12 protein-coding genes are annotated in these 19891 nt (G+C 60.8%); 9 read left to right on the forward strand and 3 right to left on the reverse strand.

Translation table 11 applies throughout. The annotated features are described in order from the left end of the window. Window positions 1-35: 35 nt before the first annotated feature. From PSH84_RS28120 to PSH84_RS28160, 9 genes are all read left to right on the forward strand, one after another. A complete protein-coding gene (locus tag PSH84_RS28120) occupies window positions 36-1967 on the forward strand; it encodes a type VI secretion system Vgr family protein (RefSeq protein ID WP_305482068.1) in 1932 nt (643 codons plus the stop codon). A gap of 18 nt (window positions 1968-1985) precedes the next feature. Further along, window positions 1986-2420 carry a DcrB-related protein gene (locus tag PSH84_RS28125; protein ID WP_122567592.1) on the forward strand — a complete coding sequence of 145 codons (435 nt, stop codon included), beginning with the start codon at window positions 1986-1988 and terminating at the stop codon, window positions 2418-2420. 12 nt (window positions 2421-2432) lie between these two features. Further along, entirely contained in the window at window positions 2433-6884 is a 4452-nt protein-coding gene (locus PSH84_RS28130) for an RHS repeat-associated core domain-containing protein (protein ID WP_305482070.1), read from the forward strand. A gap of 1 nt (window position 6885) precedes the next feature. After that, window positions 6886-7164 carry a hypothetical protein gene (locus tag PSH84_RS28135; RefSeq protein WP_305468844.1) on the forward strand — a complete coding sequence of 93 codons (279 nt, stop codon included), beginning with the start codon at window positions 6886-6888 and terminating at the stop codon, window positions 7162-7164. Between the two features lie 75 nt (window positions 7165-7239). After that, window positions 7240-11658: an RHS repeat-associated core domain-containing protein gene (locus PSH84_RS28140; RefSeq protein WP_305482071.1), complete on the forward strand. Its 4419-nt coding sequence runs from the start codon at window positions 7240-7242 to the stop codon at window positions 11656-11658. Further along, window positions 11649-12059: an SMI1/KNR4 family protein gene (locus tag PSH84_RS28145; protein WP_122567596.1), complete on the forward strand. Its 411-nt coding sequence runs from the start codon at window positions 11649-11651 to the stop codon at window positions 12057-12059. The genes PSH84_RS28140 and PSH84_RS28145 overlap by 10 nt, the downstream gene beginning before the upstream one ends. A 253-nt stretch (window positions 12060-12312) precedes the next feature. After that, window positions 12313-12978, forward strand: coding sequence for a hypothetical protein (locus PSH84_RS28150; protein ID WP_122567597.1), 666 nt, complete (start codon window positions 12313-12315; stop codon window positions 12976-12978). A 72-nt stretch (window positions 12979-13050) separates the two neighbouring features. Further along, complete coding sequence (locus PSH84_RS28155) at window positions 13051-13674, forward strand: hypothetical protein (protein WP_305468848.1); 624 nt, start codon at window positions 13051-13053, stop codon at window positions 13672-13674. 202 nt (window positions 13675-13876) lie between these two features. Beyond that, a complete protein-coding gene (locus PSH84_RS28160; RefSeq protein WP_122567598.1) occupies window positions 13877-14347 on the forward strand; it encodes a hypothetical protein in 471 nt (156 codons plus the stop codon). A 406-nt stretch (window positions 14348-14753) separates the two neighbouring features. Here PSH84_RS28160 and PSH84_RS28165 read toward each other — a convergent pair whose 3' ends face one another. Genes PSH84_RS28165 through tssM form a run of 3 tightly spaced genes read right to left on the reverse strand, consistent with a single transcriptional unit; the run spans window position 14754 to window position 19878 of the window. Continuing rightward, on the reverse strand, window positions 14754-15686 hold the full coding sequence (locus PSH84_RS28165; protein ID WP_305468849.1) for a serine/threonine-protein kinase: 933 nt from the start codon (window positions 15684-15686) through the stop codon (window positions 14754-14756). Further along, entirely contained in the window at window positions 15683-16408 is a 726-nt protein-coding gene (locus tag PSH84_RS28170) for a PP2C family protein-serine/threonine phosphatase (protein WP_305468851.1), read from the reverse strand. The genes PSH84_RS28165 and PSH84_RS28170 overlap by 4 nt, the downstream gene beginning before the upstream one ends. Continuing rightward, a complete protein-coding gene (tssM, locus tag PSH84_RS28175) occupies window positions 16405-19878 on the reverse strand; it encodes a type VI secretion system membrane subunit TssM (RefSeq protein ID WP_305468852.1) in 3474 nt (1157 codons plus the stop codon). Before tssM ends, PSH84_RS28170 begins: the two co-directional genes overlap by 4 nt. Between the last annotated feature and the right edge of the window lie 13 nt (window positions 19879-19891).

Consider the following 19891-nt stretch of genomic DNA (forward strand, 5'->3'; position numbering starts at 1 on the left):
TTCCTTCAGCCATTACAACTTGCACGAGACACTCGATGTTATTCAACCAAGCCTCACGCCTGGCCAAGATCACCAGCCCCCTCGGGCCCGAGGTCCTGTTGCTCAAGGACATGGGCGGCGGTGAAGAGCTGGGGCGGCTGTTCAACTATGAGTTGCAGCTGCATTCGCTGGACAACGCCATCGACCTCAACCAACTGCTCGGCAAGCCCATGTGCGTGAGTCTGCAATTGGATGGCGGTGGCGAACGCTATTTCCATGGCATCGTCGCCCGTTGCAGCCAGAACGTCGACCAGGGCCAGTTCGCCAGTTACCAGGCCACCTTGCGCCCGTGGCTGTGGTTGCTGACCCGCACCTCCGATTGCCGGATTTTCCAGAACCTGACCATTCCGCAGATCATCAAGCAGGTGTTCCGCGACCTTGGGTTTTCCGATTTCGAAGACGCCTTGAGCCAGTCCTACCGCGAGTGGGAATACTGCGTGCAGTATCGCGAGACCAGCTTCGATTTCGTCAGCCGCCTGATGGAACAAGAAGGGATTTACTACTTCTTCCGCCATGAACAGGGCCGTCATGTACTGGTACTGGCCGACGCCTATGGCGCCCACACCACTGCCCCCGGCTACGGTTCGGTGCCGTACTACCCGAAGAACGAGCAACAGCGCGAGCGCGACCACATCCACGATTGGCACCTGGCCCAGGAAGTCCAACCCGGTTCACTGGAACTCAACGACTACGACTTCCAGCGCCCCAGCGCGCGCATCGACGTGCGCTCGGCCATGCCTCGCCCGCACACCGCCGGCGACTATCCGCTGTACGACTACCCGGGCACCTACGTGCAAAGCGCCGACGGCGAACACTACGCCCGCACCCGCATCGAAGCCTTGCAGACCCTGCACGAGCAAGTCGAGCTGGCCGGCAATGCCCGGGGCCTGGGTTCGGGGCATCTGTTCAGCCTCACCGGCTTCAGCCGCCAGGACCAGAACCGCGAATACCTGATCGTCGGTGCCCGCTACTACCTCTCCCAGGAAAGCGGCGAAACCGGTGGCGGTGCGCCGACTGCGCAGTTCGAAAGCAGCCTGACCTGCATCGACGCCCAGCAAAGTTATCGCCCGATGGCGACCACCCATCGCCCCATCGTCAAAGGCCCGCAGACCGCGTTGGTGGTCGGCCCCAAGGGCGAGGAAATCTGGACCGATCAGTTCGGCCGGGTGAAGGTGCATTTCTACTGGGACAGGCACGACCAATCCAACGAAAACAGCTCCTGCTGGATTCGGGTGTCTCAGGCTTGGGCCGGAAAAAACTGGGGCTCGATGCAGATCCCGCGCATTGGCCAGGAAGTGATTGTCAGCTTCCTCGAGGGCGACCCGGACCGACCGATCATCACCGGCCGCGTCTACAACGCCGAACAGACCGTGCCCTATGACTTGCCAGCAAACGCCACCCAGAGCGGCATGAAAAGCCGTTCGAGCAAGGGTGGCACGCCGGCGAACTTCAACGAAATCCGCATGGAAGACAAGAAGGGCGCCGAGCAGTTGTACATCCATGCCGAGCGCAACCAGGACATCGTAGTCGAGGTGGACGAGAGCCATTCGGTGGGCCACGACCGAAACAAAAGCATCGGCCACAACGAAACGGTGACCATCGGCAACAACCGCCTGCGCATCGTCAAGCAGGAAGACATCCTCTCGGTGGGCCAGCGCAAGACCGACAGCATCAGCCAGAGCTACGTCATCGAAGTGGGCGAGAACCTGCGCCTGGTGTGCGGTGAAAGCATCCTGGAGCTCAACGCCAGCGGCCAGATCAACCTGACCGGCGTGCAGATCAGCTTCTACGCCAGCGGCGATGCCGAGTTCAACACCGGCGGCGTGCTGCACCTGAACAACGGCGGCGGCCCGGGTGCCACGCCGGACGGCCAGGGCGTCAAGGGCAGCATCGACGCCAACATCAGCGCCGCGTTCCCCAAGGGCTAACTTCGAGATTTATGCGCCATGACTTACCGCCTCAATGAATTCCAGCTCCAATTGCCGCCCAGCGAATTGCTGGACGCGACGATCAATATCCTCAAGTTCCCTGAACTGGGCACCTCCTTGATCGTCAGCCGCAGCTTGCTGGCTGAGGGCGAAACCCTGCAAAGCAACCTCGACGACCAGCTCAAGCGCCTGGAAAAACAGGTCCAGGACTTGCGCTGCCAACCGGGCGCCACCCTGCGCGTGGGCGCGAACCAGGAAGTCGAAGCCATCGAACTGCGTAGCCAGTTCAACAAAGGCAACGAAAAGGTCTTCCAGTACCAATTGGCGCTGGTATTGCCGGGCACCCGCAAGATGCTTGCCTTGAGCTATGTGAAAGCGGAAAAACTCGGCGACGCCGAAGCCGCGCATTGGGCGACGATCAAGGGTTCGCTGTTGTTCGACGTTCCGGTTTGATGAGCACCCTGCATGTCTGATGCACTCTGGGCCGCCCGGCTGGGCGACGCACTGAACCACACCTCGATGATGGCCGATATCCTCGGCGGCGTTCTGGAAGTGGCGGCGAACATTGCGATCACCGCCGTGGCGACGGCGGCCGTGGTGGCCGCTACGGGCATCACCGTTGCCACGGGCGGGTTGGGTTGTTTCCTGCTCGGTGCCGTGGTGGGCGCCGTCGTCGGCCTGGCCATGAGCAAGACCGGAGCCGACAAGGGGTTGAGCAATATATGCGAGGGCATCGGCAACGCTCTGTTCCCCCCCACGGTGCAAGCCAATATCCTCACCGGCTCCACCAACACCCTGACCAACAATATCCCGGCCGCCCGAGCCGCCGGGGCGATTCAATCCCATGTCGCGCCGGCCGGTACCGAGCTTGAGGCCCCCGAGCCAGAAGCCGAACCCAGTTACCTGGACATGGCCGAGAATTTCTTTTCGCAGATGTGGCGACCCACCGTCGCCACGCCCGCGCCCGGTGCCGTGCCCAAGCCGCTGGACATGATCGCGTGCATGAAGCATCCGCCGATGCCGCCGCAGTTCCTGGCCGAAGGCTCGGACAAAGTCACCATTAACGGCCAGCCCGCCGTGCGCAGCGGCGACCGCAGCACCTGCGATGCGACCGTGGTGTCGTCCGGGTTGATTTCCCCTGACGTGACCATTGGCGGCGGCTCAGTGGTGGTGCGCGAGATCCGCAGCGGCAAGACCCCGGGCGTAGGGTTGGCCGTCACTGCCTTGCTGATGCTCAAGGGCGGCAAAGGCAAATTCCTCAGTAACCTGCCGTGCATGCTGGTGGGCGGCGCGGCCTCCATGGCCGTCAGCAGCGCGATGGGCGCCGCGGCCAATGCCGCCATGGGCTCCTCGAACCCCGTGCATGCCGCCACCGGGGCCAAGGTACTGGGCGATGTCGAAGAGATGGATTTCGTCCTGCCCGGCATCTTGCCGATCGACTGGCAGCGCTTCTATAACAGCCGCGACGCACGCCATGACGGGATGTTCGGGGCAGGTTGGAGCGTGCCCTATGAAGTGCGCGTCGAAATCCTGCCTCACCCCGAAGGCGGCGAAACGCTGGTCTACACCGATGAACAGGGTCGGCGCATCGACATGGGCTCGATTGCCCTGGGCGGCGCCGTGTTCAGTGCCGGTGAAGGCCTCAGCGTGCGGCGCCATGCCAACGGCGAACTGCTGATCGAAAGCGCCGACGGCTTGTACCGGCTGTTCGAACCCTCGCCCGCCAATGCAGCGCTGCTGCGCCTGAACCAACTGGGTGATCGCAACGACAATCGAATCTACCTGGACTACGACGACACCGGACGCCTGGCGCAATTGCGCGACACCTTCGACCTGACCCGCATCGCGCTGGCGTATGACGAGCGCTGGCCGCAGCGGGTCAGCCGGATCGACCGCCTCTATGCCGATCAACGCCGGGAAGTGCTGATGCACTATGGCTACGACGGCCAGGGCAATCTGGAACAGGTCCGTCAGTCCAACGGCCAGGTGAAGCGTCGCTATGCCTACGATGCCGGGCGGCGAATGGTGGAACACCAGCTGCCCACCGGGCTTCGCTGTTTCTATGAATGGGCGCTGGTTGAAAACCTGGAATGGCGGGTTGTTCGTCACTGGACCGACGCCGGCGATACCTACACCTTCGACTACGACCTGGTAGCCGGCACCACGCGCATCACCGACGGATTGAATCGCATCAGCACCCGTCGCTGGGATGCTCGCTATCAAATCACCGAAGCCACCGACGCGCTGGGCCGCACCTGGACCTTCCAGTGGAACGAAGAAAGCCAGTTACTGAAGGCGACCGCCCCCAACGGCGGGCAGCATCAGTTCAGCTATGACGAAGCGGGCAACCTTTGCGAAACCCGCGACCCGCTGGGGCGTAGCGAATCCACACTGTGGCTCGAGCACTGGGCCCTGCCCCTGGCTGAAACCGATGCCGCGGGTAACACCTGGCAGTATCGCTATGACTCACGGGGCAATCGCATTCGGGAAACCGACCCGCTGGGCAACATCACCCGCTATCGCCACGACGCCCACGGCCAGGTGGTGGAGGTCATCGACGCCACCGGCAAAAGCAAAACCATGCGCTGGACGGCCCTTGGGCAACTGAGCGAACACACCGACTGTTCCGGTTACACCACACGCTTGAGCTACTGCGAGCGCGGGCTGTTGCTCAGCAGCACCGATGCGCTGGGGGAACGGACGCTTTTCAGCTACGACGATCAAGGCCGCTTGCTCAACAAGCAACTGCCGGACGGGCGCACTGAGCACTACCAGCGCGATGCGAGCGGACAGTTGATCGGCTATAGCGACCCCGCCGGGCACACGACGAATTTCCAGCACACCCCAAGCGGTCAACTGCAGGTGCGCACCGACGCCCATGGCCGTTGGGTGGAACTGAGCTACGACAACTACGGGCGTCTATTGGCGCTGACCAACGAAAATGGCGAGTGCTACCGATTTACCTGGGACGCCGCCGACCGCTTGAGCGCTCAACACAGCCTGGATGGCAGTCTCAAGCGCTACGCCTACGACCCGCTGGACAACGTCACCCGCGTAGAGGCCCTCGCGGTGCCTGGCAGCACCGACCTGGACCTCTCGCCACACGCCCCCATCATCCATGAGCTGGAGCGCGATGCGGTGGGACGGCTGGTGGCAAAAGTCACCGAAGACGGGCGTACCGAGTACAGCTATGACGCGCTCGACCAAGTCAACGCCATCACCTTCACCCACCAGACCGGCGAAGTGCAAACCGTGGGTTTCGGTTACGACGCGTTGGGACAACTGGTAACCGAACAGAGTTGGGCCGGGTGCCTCGAACATCGCTACGACGAACTGGGCAACCTGACCCAGACGCAGCTTCCCGATGGCCGTTGGCTGAACCGCTTGCACTACGGCAGCGGCCACCTGCACCAGATCAACCTTGATGGCCAGGTCATCAGCGATTTCGAACGCGACCGTCTGCACCGCGAAGTGCTGCGCACCCAAGGACGCCTGAGCACCCGTAGCGAATACGACCGCAGCGGTCGCCTGCGCGCCCGCCAGCGCCGACAGCAAGGCCAATCCACGCTGCTGCCCCCAGCGGCGCAATCGCTGTTTGGCTATGACGCCAGCGACCAGTTGGTGGAGCGCTTCGACAGCCAACCCGATGCCGCCCATCGCCAGTTACTGCACTACGACGCCACCGGCCGCATCCTCGCCAGCCAGGACAACCTCCAGGGCCAGCGTGAAGGCTTTGCCTATGACCCCGCCGCCAACCTGCTCGACGGGCTCACGACCGGTGCAGGGCGGGTCGCGCATAACCGCCTGTTGACCTACCAGGACAAGCGCTACCGCTATGACGGTTTCGGTCGCATGGTCGAAAAACGCAGCGCCCGGCGTGGCGTCCAACGTTTTCGCTACGACGCCGAACAACGCCTGGTGGAGGTTCACAACGATAATGGCTCGGTCGTCAAAATGACCTACGACCCGCTGGGTCGACGCATCGAGAAGACCGAATACGACCGCCACGGCACTGTGCTCGGCCGCACCCGTTTCACCTGGGATGCGCTGCAACTGTTGCAAGAACACCGCGACAGCCAGACCAGCCTCTACATCTATGTCGACGACAGCCACGAACCCCTGGCGCGCGTCGACGGCCTGGGCGACCAGCAGAAGGTCCGTTATTACCACAACGATTTCAACGGCCTGCCCGAACAGCTTTCGGAAGCCGATGGCCACACACTCTGGCGCGCCCGTCACCAGATATGGGGCGGCACGGCCGAAGAATTGCGCGAACCCTATTACATCGAAGAGCAGAACCTGCGTTTCCAGGGCCAATACCTGGACCGCGAAACCGGGCTGCACTACAACACCCTGCGCTTCTACGACCCGGACATCGGCCGCTTCACCACACCGGACCCCATCGGCCTGGCGGGAGGGCTGAACCTCTACCAGTACGCGCCGAACCCGGTGAGCTGGATCGACCCGTCAGGACTGATGAAATGCTCGACGCCACCCAAGGGTCGCAAGGTCAACCGGACGGTCTATCGCTTTGAAGAACCAGGGCGCATCAGCACCACGTGGACGGCGCACAAATGGAACGTCGCAGCCCGGCACCGCTACACCGCCCCGGGCCTGGGCGGTGTCTATGGCGCCAACTCACGCAAGACCGCCATGGGCGAAGTCAATCACTGGGGTGTGGACCTCTCCACCCGGGTGCTGGTGAGCAAGGAAGTGCAGCTTAACAATGTCCTGGATTTGACCCGGTCCGATGTGCGCAAGCAATTGGGTGTTTCCCTCAAGAGCATCACCGGCGACAAATACACCCAGACCCATCAAATCGGCGCCTGGGCCAAGGCTAATGGCTATGATGGGATCCTGGCGCCGTCGGCGCGAAACCCGACCGGCAGCAACTTGATTTCCTTTGCGGGTTTTTAGAATGGGACTGGAAGACGAATACGTCGGCGACGCCGATTGGCAGACATTCGTGCGGCTGTACGAAGAGGACTACCTCGACGACAACGCCCGTACGCTGGCCAAGGCCATGGACGAGCACCTCGACATGGCCGTGGTGCTGTATGGCAAAAGGGGGCTCAAGGAAGGCTTATGGTGGCTGGAACAGACCGTGCCCGCCTTGGGCAACAAACGGCCGGCCGATTGCCTCAAGACCCCGAAACTGATCAAGCGCCTGAGAATGGCCTTGATGAGCATGCCGTAACCCACAAGGACACCGGTGCAATGGAAGGCATCCAATTGCTTGAACACACTGTCATCAGCCACCTGAGCGACCTGCATGTCTGACGCGCTCTGGGCCGCCCGCCTGGGCGATGCACTCAACCACACCTCGATGATGGCCGACATCCTCGGCGGCGTCCTGGAGGTGGCGGCCAACATTGCGATCACCGCCCTGGCGACCGCCGCCGTGGTCGCGGCCACGGGCATCACCGTGGTCACCGGCGGCCTGGGCTGCTTCGTCCTGGGCCTGGTGGTGGGCACCGTCGTCGGCCTGGCCATGAGCAAGACCGGGGCCGACAAAGGCCTGAGCAATTTATGCGAGGGGATCGGCAACGCCCTCTTTCCGCCCACGGTGCAGGCCAACATCCTCACCGGCTCCAAGGACACCTTCACCAACAACATCCCCTCGGCCCGCGCCGCCGGCGCTGTGGTTTCCCATGTCGCGCCGGCCGGCACCGAGCTGGACATGCCCGAGCCGGAAGAAGAGCCTAGCTATCTGGACATGGCCGGGAATTTCTTCTCGCAGATGTGGCGCCCCACTGTCGCCTCGCCCGCCCCCGGAACAGAGACCCGGCCGGAAGACCTGGTGATCTGCACCAAGCATCCAACCATGCCACCGCAGTTCATGGCCGAAGGCTCGGAAAAGGTCACCATCAACGGCCAGCCCGCCGTGCGCAGTGGCGACCGCAGCACCTGCGATGCGACGGTGGTGTCGGCCGGGCTGATTTCGCCCAACGTGACCATTGGCGGCGGTTCGGTGGTGGTGCGCGAGATCCGCAGCGGCAAGACCCCGGGCGTGGGCCTGGCGGTCACCGCGTTGCTGATGCTCAAGGGCGGCAAGGGCAAGTTCTTCAGCAAACTGCCGTGCATGCTGGTGGGCGGCGCGGTGTCCATGGCCGCCAGCAGCGCCGCGAACGCGGCCGCCAACGCCGCCATGGGCTCGTCGAACCCGGTGCATGCCGCCACGGGCGCCAAAGTATTGGGCGGTGACGAAGAGCTGGATTTCGTCTTGCCCGGCATCCTGCCGATTGACTGGCAACGCGTGTACAACAGCCGCGACGAACGCCGCGACAGTTTGTTCGGCGCCGGCTGGAGCGTCGCCTACGAAGTCCAAGTGCAAATCCAGCCCCACCCCGACGGCGGCGAAACCCTGGTCTACACCGACGAACAGGGCCGGCCCATCGACATGGGCTCCATCCCCTTGGGCGGCGCGGTGTTCAGCGCCGGCGAAGGCCTGGCCGTGCGCCGCCATGTGAACGGGCAATTGCTGATCGAAAGCGAAGACGGCCTGTACCGTTTGTTCGAACCTTCGCCAGCCAACCCATCACACCTGCGCCTGAGCCAACTGGGCGACCGCAACGACAACCGCATCCACCTCGACTACGACGACGCCGGACGCCTGGTGCGGCTGCGCGACACCTTCGACCTGGTGCAAATCGAGCTGATCCGCGCAGGCGAACGCGTCACCCACATCGAACGACTGTACCCCGACCAAACGCGAGAGGTGCTGGTCAGCTACGCCTACGACGCGGCCAACACCCTCGCCGAAGTGCGCGACGCCACCGGCCAGGTGCAACGGCGCTTCCGCTACGACGCCGGGCAACGAATGGTCGAGCACCAGTTGCCCACCGGCCTGCACTGCTTCTACGAATGGGCCCTGATCGACGATCAGGAATGGCGCGTGGTCCGCCACTGGACCGACGAAGGCGACACCTACCAGTTCGACTATGACCTCAAGGCCGGCATCACCCGCATCAGCGACAGCCTGCAACGGGTCAGCACCCGGCACTGGAACAGCCAGCACCAGATCACCCGGTTCAGCGACAACCTCGGCCAGACGTGGCTGTTCGAGTGGAACGATGAGCGCCAGTTGCTCAGCGCCACCGATCCACAGGGCGGCCAGTACTCATTCAGCTACGACGACGCCGGCAACCTCATCAGCGAAACCGACCCGTTGGGCCGCAGCGATTCCACCCTCTGGCTCGAACACTGGGCCCTGCCGCTGGTGGACACCGACGCCGCCGGCCACAGCTGGAAGTACCGCTACGATCAACGCGGCAACTGCACCGCGGAAACCGACCCGCTGGGCCATGTCACCCGCTACCGCTACGACGCCCATGGCCAGGTCGTGGAGATCATCGACGCCACCGGCAAAAGCAAAAAGCTGCGCTGGAACCCGTTCGGGCAATTGGTGGAACACGTCGATTGCTCGGGTTACCCGACGCGTTTCAGCTACGACGCGCGCGGTTACCTGCAGACCATCACCGACGCCCTCGGCGAACGCACCCAATTCAGCTACGACGCCCAAGGGCGCCTGCTCGGCAGCCAATTGCCGGACGGCCGCACCGAGCACTACCAGCGCGACACCGCAGGCTTACTCACCGGCTACACCGACCCGGCCGGGCACACCACGCTCTACCAACACAACCGCCGCGGCCAGGTTCGCCAACGCACCGACGCCCAGGGCCGGCAGGTGCAGTTCGCCTACGACAGCTTCGGCCGGCTGCAAGCGCTGACCAATGAGAATGGCGAGAGCTACCGGTTTGCCTGGGATGCCGGGGATCGGTTGACCGAACAACAAGACCTGGATGGCAGCGCCAAGCGCTACGACTACGACCGCCTCGACAACGTCGCGGCAGTGACGGCGATGCCTGCGCCGTACGGCACGGGCCTGGCGATCATTCCCGAAGCACCGCCGGCGCCCATCGTCCATCGCCTGGAACGCGACGGCGCGGGCCGGCTGATCGCCAAAGTCACCGACGATGGCCGCACTGAATACAGCTACGACCCGCTGGACCAACTCATCGCCGTCACCTTCACCGACCTGCAGGGCAACGCCCAGACCCTGAGCTTCGCCTACGACGCCCTCGGCCAGTTGCTCGCCGAAAACAGCGCCGCCGGCAGCCTGCAACACCACTACGACGAACTCGGCAACCTGATCCAGAGCCAACTGCCCGATGGCCGCTGGGTCAATCGCCTGTACTACGGCAGCGGCCACCTGCACCAGATCAACCTCGACGGCCAAGTCATCAGCGACTTCGAACGCGACCGCCTGCACCGCGAAGTGCTGCGCACCCAAGGGCAGATCAGCACCCGCAGCGAATACGACCGCAGCGGCCGCCTGCGCACGCGACAACGCCGCCACAGCAGCCAACCCTCGCTGCTGCCAGCGGCGGTGCAACAACACTTCGAGTATGACCCCGCCGACAACCTCATCGGCAAACTCGACCAGCAACCCGCCGCGCAACAGCGCCAGCTACTGCACTACGACGCCACCGGCCGCATCATCGCCAGCCAGGACAGCCTGCACGGCCAGCGCGAAACCTTCACCTACGACGCCGCCGCCAACCTGCTGGACGGCCCAGCCCCCGGCGCCGGGCTGGTGGTGCACAACAAACTGCTGACCTACCAGGACAAGCGCTACCGCTACGACGCCTTCGGCCGGATGATCGAAAAACGCAGCGCCAAACGCGGCGTGCAACACTTCGCCTATGACGCCAACAGCCGCTTGATTGAAGTGCGCAACGACAATGGCAGCGTCGTGAAAATGGCCTACGACCCGCTGGGCCGGCGCATCGCCAAGGCCGAGCACGACAACAATGGTTACCCGCTGGGCGAAACCTGCTTCACCTGGGACGGCATGCGCTTATTGCAGGAAAGTCGGTACAACCAGACCAGCCTTTATCTTTATACGGATAACACCTACGAACCCCTTGCACGGATCGATGGATACGGCGCGCATCAGAAAGTCCGTTATTACCACAACGACCTGAACGGCCTGCCAGAACAACTCACAGAAGCCGACGGACGAAGCGTCTGGCAAGCTCGATTTGAGGTGTGGGGTAACCCCCTTCAGGAAATTCGTGAACCCTACTTCATCGAAGAGCAAAACCTGAGGTTCCAGGGACAGTACCTCGATCGAGAAATTGGGCTGCACTACAACGTTCTCAGGTTTTATGATCCCGACGTGGGTCGCTTCACTACGCCCGACCCAATAGGCTTGGCCGGAGGCCTTAATTTTTATGCCTATGCACCCAACCCTATCGGCTATGCAGACCCTCTAGGTCTTGCAGTCGACCCGCTGATAAAACTGAAAGACCGCGGGTACACAGGCGTCACGAAGACACCCGGTGGAGGTCTCGACTATTCTGAAAGTAACGCGCTTTACAACAAAAAACCCGGCGTGAACCCAATCGTTAGAATTGAATACACCGGGGACTATGGGAAGGACTTCGAGGCCGCAAACAAGGCGGCCAAATTGAGTCAAAAAACTACGCCGTCCGGTCATGTATGGCACCACCTGGATGATTACGATCCCAAGACCAACACAGGCACGATGCAACTCATCAAGCAAAACGCCCACAACGGCATAAGCCATAACGGCGGCGTAGCTCAATACAAAGCAGCTACGGGCAAGGCCTATACCCACCCAGCTCGTTTCAAGAGCAGAACAAAAGGAGCATCCAAATGCGGCTGACCCTCGAAGAATCCGAACGCGCCCTCTCTGTGCAAGAGTTGAATGAGTTCCAAGAAAAATTCAATGTGGAATTACCGATAGCCTTTAGGCAATTTTATCTAAAGCACAACGGCGGCGATTTGTCTGAGAGCAATAGCGAAAATGATTTCTTGCTGGGTGGATTCACGCCGATCAAATACGGACAAGCCCCTATCGAAACGGTCTATCGCGACTTGACGGACGACGTTCCGTCGTTAAAGCAGATGATCCCCTTTGCGTACGATCAGGGTGGTAACTCCTTCCTCTTATCCGTTAAGGAAGCTGACTTCGGAAATATTTATCTGTACTTGATGGATGAAGAAGATCTGGCGTTCGTATGCGAATCATTTGAGGAATTCCTTGCTGAACTCACAGGCCAATAGAGCCGGTGGCGTCATCGCTGGACAGGCTTACCATGCTGCCTGGAAATAACCTACCCACGAGCCTGTGAAGCGATTGCCTCACGAGGCTCGCTCAGGTCTACGTATGAGTATTGGATTTCAAGAGGACGTTACGAATCCAGAGTCATCAAAAAAGAGCCGGGCGGCCCATTTGCTCGTTGGAACGTCGAGATTTTGAGCGAAGAACCGCGAATCGACGCAGGCAGGAACTAGACCCAGCGAGGCATTCAAGACCATGATCTTAAAAGAAATCTACCTGTACCCAGACTTGGGCGAATTCAGCGACGAAATTATTCATCCGTTTCGCGACCAAAGCCGATCGCTTTGCAATTTTCTTGAGCGCAGCCTGAGTGCAGAAAAGTTCGAAACGCCCAACTTCAAGAAAATCTGCTTTGTCGGCACCCGCCATGCCGTCAATGAGCCCTATGTAAACTCCAGCGGTGCGCTCATCGTCAATGTTGGCCTGGATACCGAACTGTATAAAAAATGCACATCGGTCAACGAGCTCAATGAGTTCTTTATACAACGGTTGCTGGAGGGCCTGGAACAATGCCGCCCACACATGGCCTTGCCCCTTGATCTGCTGAAAAACGCCATGGATGAGTTCCGCCGCAACCACTATAAAAACGAGTGGACCTTCAAGCAGAAAAAAATAAAAGGGTCGGACTATGTCTGCGCCCTGGAATGCCAGTTAACCATCGACTGCTTTCTCATGAACCTTAAAGTCTTGAGGAAAGACACACCGGTACTCGACAAAGAAATTCTGCGGACCGCGCCCGACGAAATAGCGTTCGGTCCGTACCTCAAAGACCTCAAGGAAGAAGGCGGCAGAATAAAAGTCATCGACAAGTCGGGTGTGGCCTTCTACACCACCACGGTTGCTAGCCTGGACAAGCTTTGACATTTGTATGCCAATCGAGCCAACAGATGAGCATGAAGTGATTGCCCCACGAGGCTCGCTCGGGTCTACGCCATGAGTATGGAAATTCGCAAGCACCTGGAAGTGGAGCTACTGGCGGCGCTGAAGCAAACAACGGCAGCCCACTTGGACCTGAAGGCCAGCAAAAACAAACTTGGCCTGCTTGCGGCCAAGGAAAAGCTGGGGGAAATCTACGTTCAACACCTGACCAAGGCCGATGGTTATTACGCCGGGTTGGAGATCCATACCTGCGAGGCCTTCAGCTTCTGCAAAGAGCAATCCCCGCCCTACCAGAGCCGGCTGCTGAACGCGTCGTTTTTGTCGAAGAGTTCCTTGTCGGAAGATGCAAAACAATTCGGTGACGAGCTGGGCGGCATCATCAGAACCCCGTCCCCTCAAGCCATCAGCGCAACCGTCAAAAAAATAACCGAACGGCTCGAGAAACTTTACCTGCCCAAGGCAGAGCACAGCGTTCTTGGCTCGCCCGCATTAATCGATGACGTGTTGGCTGAGCCGGATAACTATGCGTTTCCATTCCTGACGATTGTTTTTGCAGCGCACAAAAATAATCTGAGCCTGGATTCGGATGTGCTCAAGAAAGCCCTGGCAACTAAATCAATATTTGGGAACAAGCAGTTCGACTTGGCGCTTGCAAACAAATTACTAGGCGCAGGTTAAACACAAATCCTCGTGGCGAGGGAGCTTGCTCCCGCTGGGCGGCGAAGCCGCCCCAAAAAAAAGGCTGGCGCATTCCTACAGAAAACTGCTGCGCCATCGAACGGGAGCAAGCTACCTCGTCACGGTCTGAATACATCTTGAAGTCAGGTATGTATGTGCTGCCGCCCTCTTAAACGGCACGTTAATGTACGGTGGAATTTAAATGATTGATTTTGCAGCCGACATAAAATCCAAACATTCAATTGCGAACATTTTATTGCAAGACAATATCTCGACCTACATGAATGAGCTTTATGAGCGTCATAAAGTCGAGATAAAGAGCTACACGCTACCTGACGGTGAAACTAGAACAGCGTACGTAATCGATAGTACGCTCACCCTCTCGATCCTTCCTGACGGAACAATTTTTTCAATCGGTTGCAACGCGCGATACAAAGGGCTTTACCAGAACACGCTTTCTACAGGAATGCCTTTTGACCAAATAAAAAAACTGACCAAACGCCAGCGCATATTCAATGGCGTCATAATCCTCAACGAGGACTTCGGCCTCTGCTATGTCTTGCCAGCGCCTTATGACGAGATAGCTGACAGTATCGAAAATATACCGCCGACGCTAACGCTGGATGAAATTTACATATCCGACTTTTCTTCCTGGCTTCATAAACCGCAATAACATAAACCATCAAATTATCCGTCTGAATGCCAGCTAGAAAGAGGCAGAGCGGAACGCTGGCTGAGCACACGATTTGAGGCGAAACGCAGATCCCGTGGCGAGGGAGCTTGCTCCCGCTGGGCGGCGAAGCCGCCCCAAAACAGGCTGACGCATTCCTCCAGACAAACCGCGTCAGCCTGGTCACGACGGCTGCGTCGCCGAGCGGGAGCAAGCTCCCTCGCCACAGGACCGCGTACATCTTGAAGCCCGGTGTGTCATGTACCGCCGCCTTCGCGAGCAAGCTCGTTCACAGCATTCTTGTCCGCCCCCCTGTGGGAGCGAGCTTGCTCGCGATGATGGCGACACATTCAACACCACCGGGTCAGACGGACCGCTATCGCGAGCAAGCTTGCTCCCACAGGGGATGTCACCACCAAGACGAAACATCACCCAAGGCATCACGTAACTGAGCCGCACTAATACGCCGCTGCCCCGGATCAAACGCCAACGCCATCCGTAGCGCCGGCCAGCAACGCCTGGGCAGGTTGCGCGGTGCCTTGAGCGCGCGTTCCAACCGGGCATCGCGGGCCTGGATGGCGGGTAAGCGTTGGAACGGGTGTTTGCCGCTCGCCAGCTCATACAGCACGCAAGCCACACCATAGACATCGGCACCCGCTGACAAGGGCGCACCGTCAAGCAGTTCAGGCGCCGCGTAACCCGGCGTCCAGGCGTTGAGGCGTTCACGGTTCAGGTTTGGCAGGTGCTGCGAGGCCCCTCCCTCGGCCAGGCCCAAACCGAAATCGAACAAACGCAGCCCTTCTTCGCTCAACATGACGTTGCTTGGCTTCATGTCGCCATGCAGCACGCCACGGCTGTGGGCGTACGCCAGGGCATCGAGCAGCGGCACGGCGATCGCCTTCAGTTCCGGCCAAGGTAACCCGAGGGGCCGTTCGCAAAGCAGCTGGTCCAGGGTCATGCCGCGCATCAGTTCCATGGTAATGAACGCTCGCCGTTGGGCGGCATCCACTTCGAAGGTGTAGGGGCGCAAGATATTCGGGTGGTGCAATCGCCGCATCAGGGCGAACTCGCTGTAGAGCAGCGCACTCGCATCGACTGCCCCATTGAATGCCTCACTGAGCATCTTCAGCGCAAGGTACGGATCGGGATCGGCGTATTGTTCGTGCAACAGATCCCGCGCGCGGTAAACGACGCCCATGCCGCCAGCCCCAAGCAAGCGTTCGAGGCGATAACGTCCTGCGAGTATGTCCGGTACTTCGCTGACGCAACGCTGGCCGGATGTCACAGCGGGCACCGCGTTGGCGAAGGCGAAATACGTGGAATGACCACCCTCTTCACTCACGGTCGGATCACGACGGCCGTCAGGTTATCCCGCGCTGGGCCACGCAAGACGTCAGCGAAAAGTTGCTCCAGCACCCTACATGGCGAAGCCAGGCCCAAGGCATTGCCAAGGGCTTGCGCGCCAAGGCCCTGGTACACGCCGTCACTGCACAGCAAGAATGTATCGCCCGGGTGAACATCCAGCTCCAGCACCTCCAACGTCAGTTCTGGCGCGGCACCCACCGCCCGGGTCAATGCCTTGGCCGCAGGATGGGCACCGGCTTCATCGCGGCTGATGTGTTGCGTGTCCATCAGTTGTTGTTGCAGCGAGTGATCTTTGGTCAGTTGGTACAACCGTCGACCGCGCCACAGGTAACAACGGCTATCGCCCGCCCAGACGCAGACTCCGCGGTTCCCTTCCAGCAACAACGCCACCACCGTGCTGCCGGTAATGCCGGGATGATCGTCAGTGACGGTAAGCTCCTGGCTCAGTCGTCGGTTGGTCCGGCGCAGGCATTGGCGCACCGCTTTCGAACGTTCATCCAAGTCCTGATACAAGGGCAGCTCCGTCAGGTTGGCAACGATCAATTGGCTGGCGATGTCGCCGCCCGAGTGGCCGCCCATGCCGTCGGCGACCGCCCACACGCCCTGTTGTGGGCAGTCAAGAAAGGCGTCCTCGTTACGTGTTCGGGTCTTGCCAGGATCGGTGCGCGCGGCGCTGCGCCAGGGGCCGGGCTGCTTCAAAGCTGCACCGGTAGGCGAAAGGTGCGCAGCACACTCATATCAAAAGGGTTCGGCGTGCGCTGGCTCGTCAGTAAATAATTGGCGCGCAGGCCACCCAAATCCGCCTTCAATACGCGGACATCACGCCCGACCAGGTATTCGCTCTGCATCAGATCGAACAGCCGAAACAGCGACCACGGCCCGCTATTCTTCTCGATGCCGACGCCGCGTCCGACCATTTTGTCCAGCACCAGGGCGGTTCGACCATTCTGCGCGTCGCTTGGCCAAGTAAACGCCATCGGCAGGATCGGACCGTGGCGGTACTCAAGCGTCAGGTCGCCAAAGCGGAATTCAGCACGGCTCACCACCGGATCCAGGGTGTACGGTTCAAGCTTGAACTGCACTTGCGGTTCGGTCGGGTTCTCGGCGAAAAAGCTCCGGCGAATGGTATGCACGGTCGCCATCTGCTCCAGATAGGCCCGGGACATCGGCAAGCTCTGGCCGTCGATGCTGCGCAGGCGATAGCGCCCCGCGGGGCCGCTGACGAAGGGCTGCATGTAATGGTCGAAGAATCGATCGACGATGCCCTGGTCCTTGAAGAACTCGCGGAAGTCGTTGAGCGCGACGTCGCTGGCGCTGTGGGCGCTGAACGGATACCGCTTGTTGATCGCCTTGCCGTAAAAACTGTACAGCTCGCTCTGATAACGCTGGTTCAGGTAGCGGTACGCGTCGTTGAGCACCAAGCGCCAACTGTCCTCAGCGAGCACGTTGAACCACGCATTGACCGGCCGCGGCAGACGAGCAGAGGCATTACGAAGGTTGCTCAACGCGTCGCGCTGGCCACCCATGCGCAGCCTGGCCAGTTCGAAGGCCGCTTGTTCCGGTGCGCTGGCCCGCGCCAGGTTCGCCAGTTGCAATTGCACGTCATCAAGGGCCCGCAAAGCCTGGACCAGGTCAGCCGTGGGCGCTCCCTCCCCGTCCAACAGGCGATGCAGCGGTTCGAAACGCCGTCGCAAGGATTTTTGCGCGGTGTCCGGCAGATGTTCGGTGAGGGACGCAGCGGCTTTCCCCGCCACGGTGGCAAACTTTTTAACGGCCCTTCCTCCCTTTCCTGCCGCTGGCGTCAGGTCTCCGAGTGGCTCGGCAACAGTCTGGAAACGGGTGTTTTCGCGCACTTGCACCAGCAGCCGCAGGATCGGCGAATGAGCCGAGGTCAGGCCCGCGAGTTGCTCGGCGCCCTCACCCACATGACTGATGGTTTGCAGGGCGACCTGGCCGACGGCTTCACTCCAGTGGTCGGCATAATCACGAAAATACAGCTGTTCCAATTCGACCATCAGACGACGCATGTCCATGCCGCTGAGGCCTTCGCCCTCACCCAGTACCCAGTTGTCCCGCAGCAGTTCGGTGACAAAGGCCGCGCCCTGAACCGAAAAGTAGCGTTCGTAGCCCTGGCGGGTGTAGAAACCGGGAATCACACGGTCGGTGCCCACCAGCAGCGCACCTTGTGAACCCAGGTGTTGGCTGAGTCGGTAAGGCGGCAGAGGACTGGCCTGTTCGTGCAGCATCCTGTACACGACGGCGGCCAAGGACTCACGCCGAAGGGCCTCCCGAGCCTGGGCCACCAGCGGCTCGTTGAGCACATGGATGAAGGGCAGCTCCAACAGGCGCGCAAAGTGAGCATTCAAGCGCTCTTGCAGCGCCGAGTTGCCGGGGTAACGAAGCGATCCGTCTTTGGCCACCCGATCCTTGAGCCAGGCGATATCGCGACGCTCTTTCAAGCCCAGCATCAAGTACGCACGCAGGCTATTGAGCAGTTGCCCGCGATCATCCCGGTTGTTGCGGACATGTTCCTCCAGCCTCTGCGCGATCCTTGGTAACAGTTGCACCTGCAATTCGCGCTCGTATGCATCGGTCACCGCAGCCTTGGTCGCTTCACCCTGATACAGACCGACACGCTCATACACCGGCACCGCACTGGAGGGTGGAAAAACCTGAGTGGCCTCGAAGCGGATATCCAATGATTCGAGCATCGCGGTCCAATCATCGGTGCTCATTCGGGTCGATTGCTGCCGATCCCAGCGCTGCGCCAGCGTACGCAAGCTGTCCAGGCCCTCGTGATTGGTTGAAAAACCGTTCGCCCACAACAGCCCGCACAAGCCAACGACCGTCAGCGCCCCCAAGTACAACGCCCGCTGGCCCCAATGGATACGACGGCGTTCGCGTTGAACGAGATCGCTCAGATCGGCTTCCGGAAAAATCACCCGGCTGAGCAGGTGATGAATGAACCGCGAGCGCCGGCCAGGGGCGGTATGGCTGGCACCCAAGCCTGCGTTACCAGGCTCGGCGGTCGAGATCGCCGTGCGGTCCGGCGACGATGCGCAGGTCAAATAGAAACCACGCAACGTACCAACGTTGCCACTGAACGCCTGCTCGACCAGCAGGCACAAGCTGTTGCCGAGTTGTCCCAGTTGATGAGGAAAATCCAGCATGCGGCTACGGCGCAATGTGTCGCGCTCCTGATGCATGCGCATGATCATTTGGCTGTTGAGCCGATGCAGCAGCGCTTCGAACTCGGTACGTAACAGGGTGATGTCGCTGCCGTGCGGGGCCCGACTGAAACTCGCGCCCAGCACCTGGTCGTTTTCCTCGCGAGTCAGCGAATCAAAGAACTCATTGAAGCCGGGCACGCTGTCCGCTTTGCTCAGCACCAGGTAAATCGGGACATCGATGTGCAGTCGCCGTTGCAGCTCCTGCAGGCGACCACGAACTTGGCGGGCCAGTGTAGTGACTTCATCCTCGCCGCCAAGCAACAGGACTTCGCATGGCACCGTCACCAGTACGCCGTTCAACGGACGACTGCGGCGGCGCTTGCGCAACAGTTTGAGCAATACGGCCCAGCCGCTGCCGTCGACCTCACTGTCCGTTTGGGTCAGATAACGCCCAGCGGTGTCGATCAGCACGGCGTGCTCGGAAAAATACCCATCGCAATACCGAGTGCCGGATGCGTCGCTGACAGCGCTGCGCTCTGGTCTATTGAGAGGGAACTCCAGGCCCGAGCAATCCAGTAGACGGGTCTTGCCGCTGGCAGGCGGGCCTAGCAGCAGGTACCAGGGCAAATCGCTGCGGCCGGCATAAAGGTTCGAGGACCTTAACGTGGTTAAGGACTGCTTGAAGCGCGAGCGCACTTCGCGCCGCTCATCGTCAATCCTGGCTTGGAGCAGGGCCCGAGCCTGGTCGGGGACATTCTGTTGGGGACTCGCGTTTGAAGCGGCACGCCCATTGACGAAAACCATGCCCAGACCCCAGCCCAGCGCCAGCACGCTGGCGGTCAGCAATCGCGCCGTCGGGCTCGCCCAGAACTTGTAGTCATTGACGGCCAGGAGTGGCCCGGCGAACCACACCAACAGCGTGACACACAGCACCAGCAGCAGCGTCCAAACCCAGGTTTGGCGCACCCAGGCGCCGGCTTTCCTGAAAAGCAATTTCATGACACGTCCCTGT

Origin of the sequence: Pseudomonas beijingensis (genome assembly GCF_030687295.1) — a bacterium.
In the GTDB taxonomy this organism is placed as follows: domain Bacteria; phylum Pseudomonadota; class Gammaproteobacteria; order Pseudomonadales; family Pseudomonadaceae; genus Aquipseudomonas; species Aquipseudomonas beijingensis.

What these genes read in the sequence shown, in the direction of transcription:
- PSH84_RS28120 (WP_305482068.1), top strand. Translation starts at nt 36, where the DNA reads ATGTTATTCAACCAAGCCTCACGCCTGGCCAAGATCACCAGCCCCCTC.
- PSH84_RS28125 (WP_122567592.1), top strand. Translation starts at nt 1,986, where the DNA reads ATGACTTACCGCCTCAATGAATTCCAGCTCCAATTGCCGCCCAGCGAA.
- PSH84_RS28130 (WP_305482070.1), top strand. Translation starts at nt 2,433, where the DNA reads ATGTCTGATGCACTCTGGGCCGCCCGGCTGGGCGACGCACTGAACCAC.
- PSH84_RS28135 (WP_305468844.1), top strand. Translation starts at nt 6,886, where the DNA reads ATGGGACTGGAAGACGAATACGTCGGCGACGCCGATTGGCAGACATTC.
- PSH84_RS28140 (WP_305482071.1), top strand. Translation starts at nt 7,240, where the DNA reads ATGTCTGACGCGCTCTGGGCCGCCCGCCTGGGCGATGCACTCAACCAC.
- PSH84_RS28145 (WP_122567596.1), top strand. Translation starts at nt 11,649, where the DNA reads ATGCGGCTGACCCTCGAAGAATCCGAACGCGCCCTCTCTGTGCAAGAG.
- PSH84_RS28150 (WP_122567597.1), top strand. Translation starts at nt 12,313, where the DNA reads ATGATCTTAAAAGAAATCTACCTGTACCCAGACTTGGGCGAATTCAGC.
- PSH84_RS28155 (WP_305468848.1), top strand. Translation starts at nt 13,051, where the DNA reads ATGAGTATGGAAATTCGCAAGCACCTGGAAGTGGAGCTACTGGCGGCG.
- PSH84_RS28160 (WP_122567598.1), top strand. Translation starts at nt 13,877, where the DNA reads ATGATTGATTTTGCAGCCGACATAAAATCCAAACATTCAATTGCGAAC.
- tssM (WP_305468852.1), bottom strand. Translation starts at nt 19,878, where the DNA reads ATGAAATTGCTTTTCAGGAAAGCCGGCGCCTGGGTGCGCCAAACCTGG.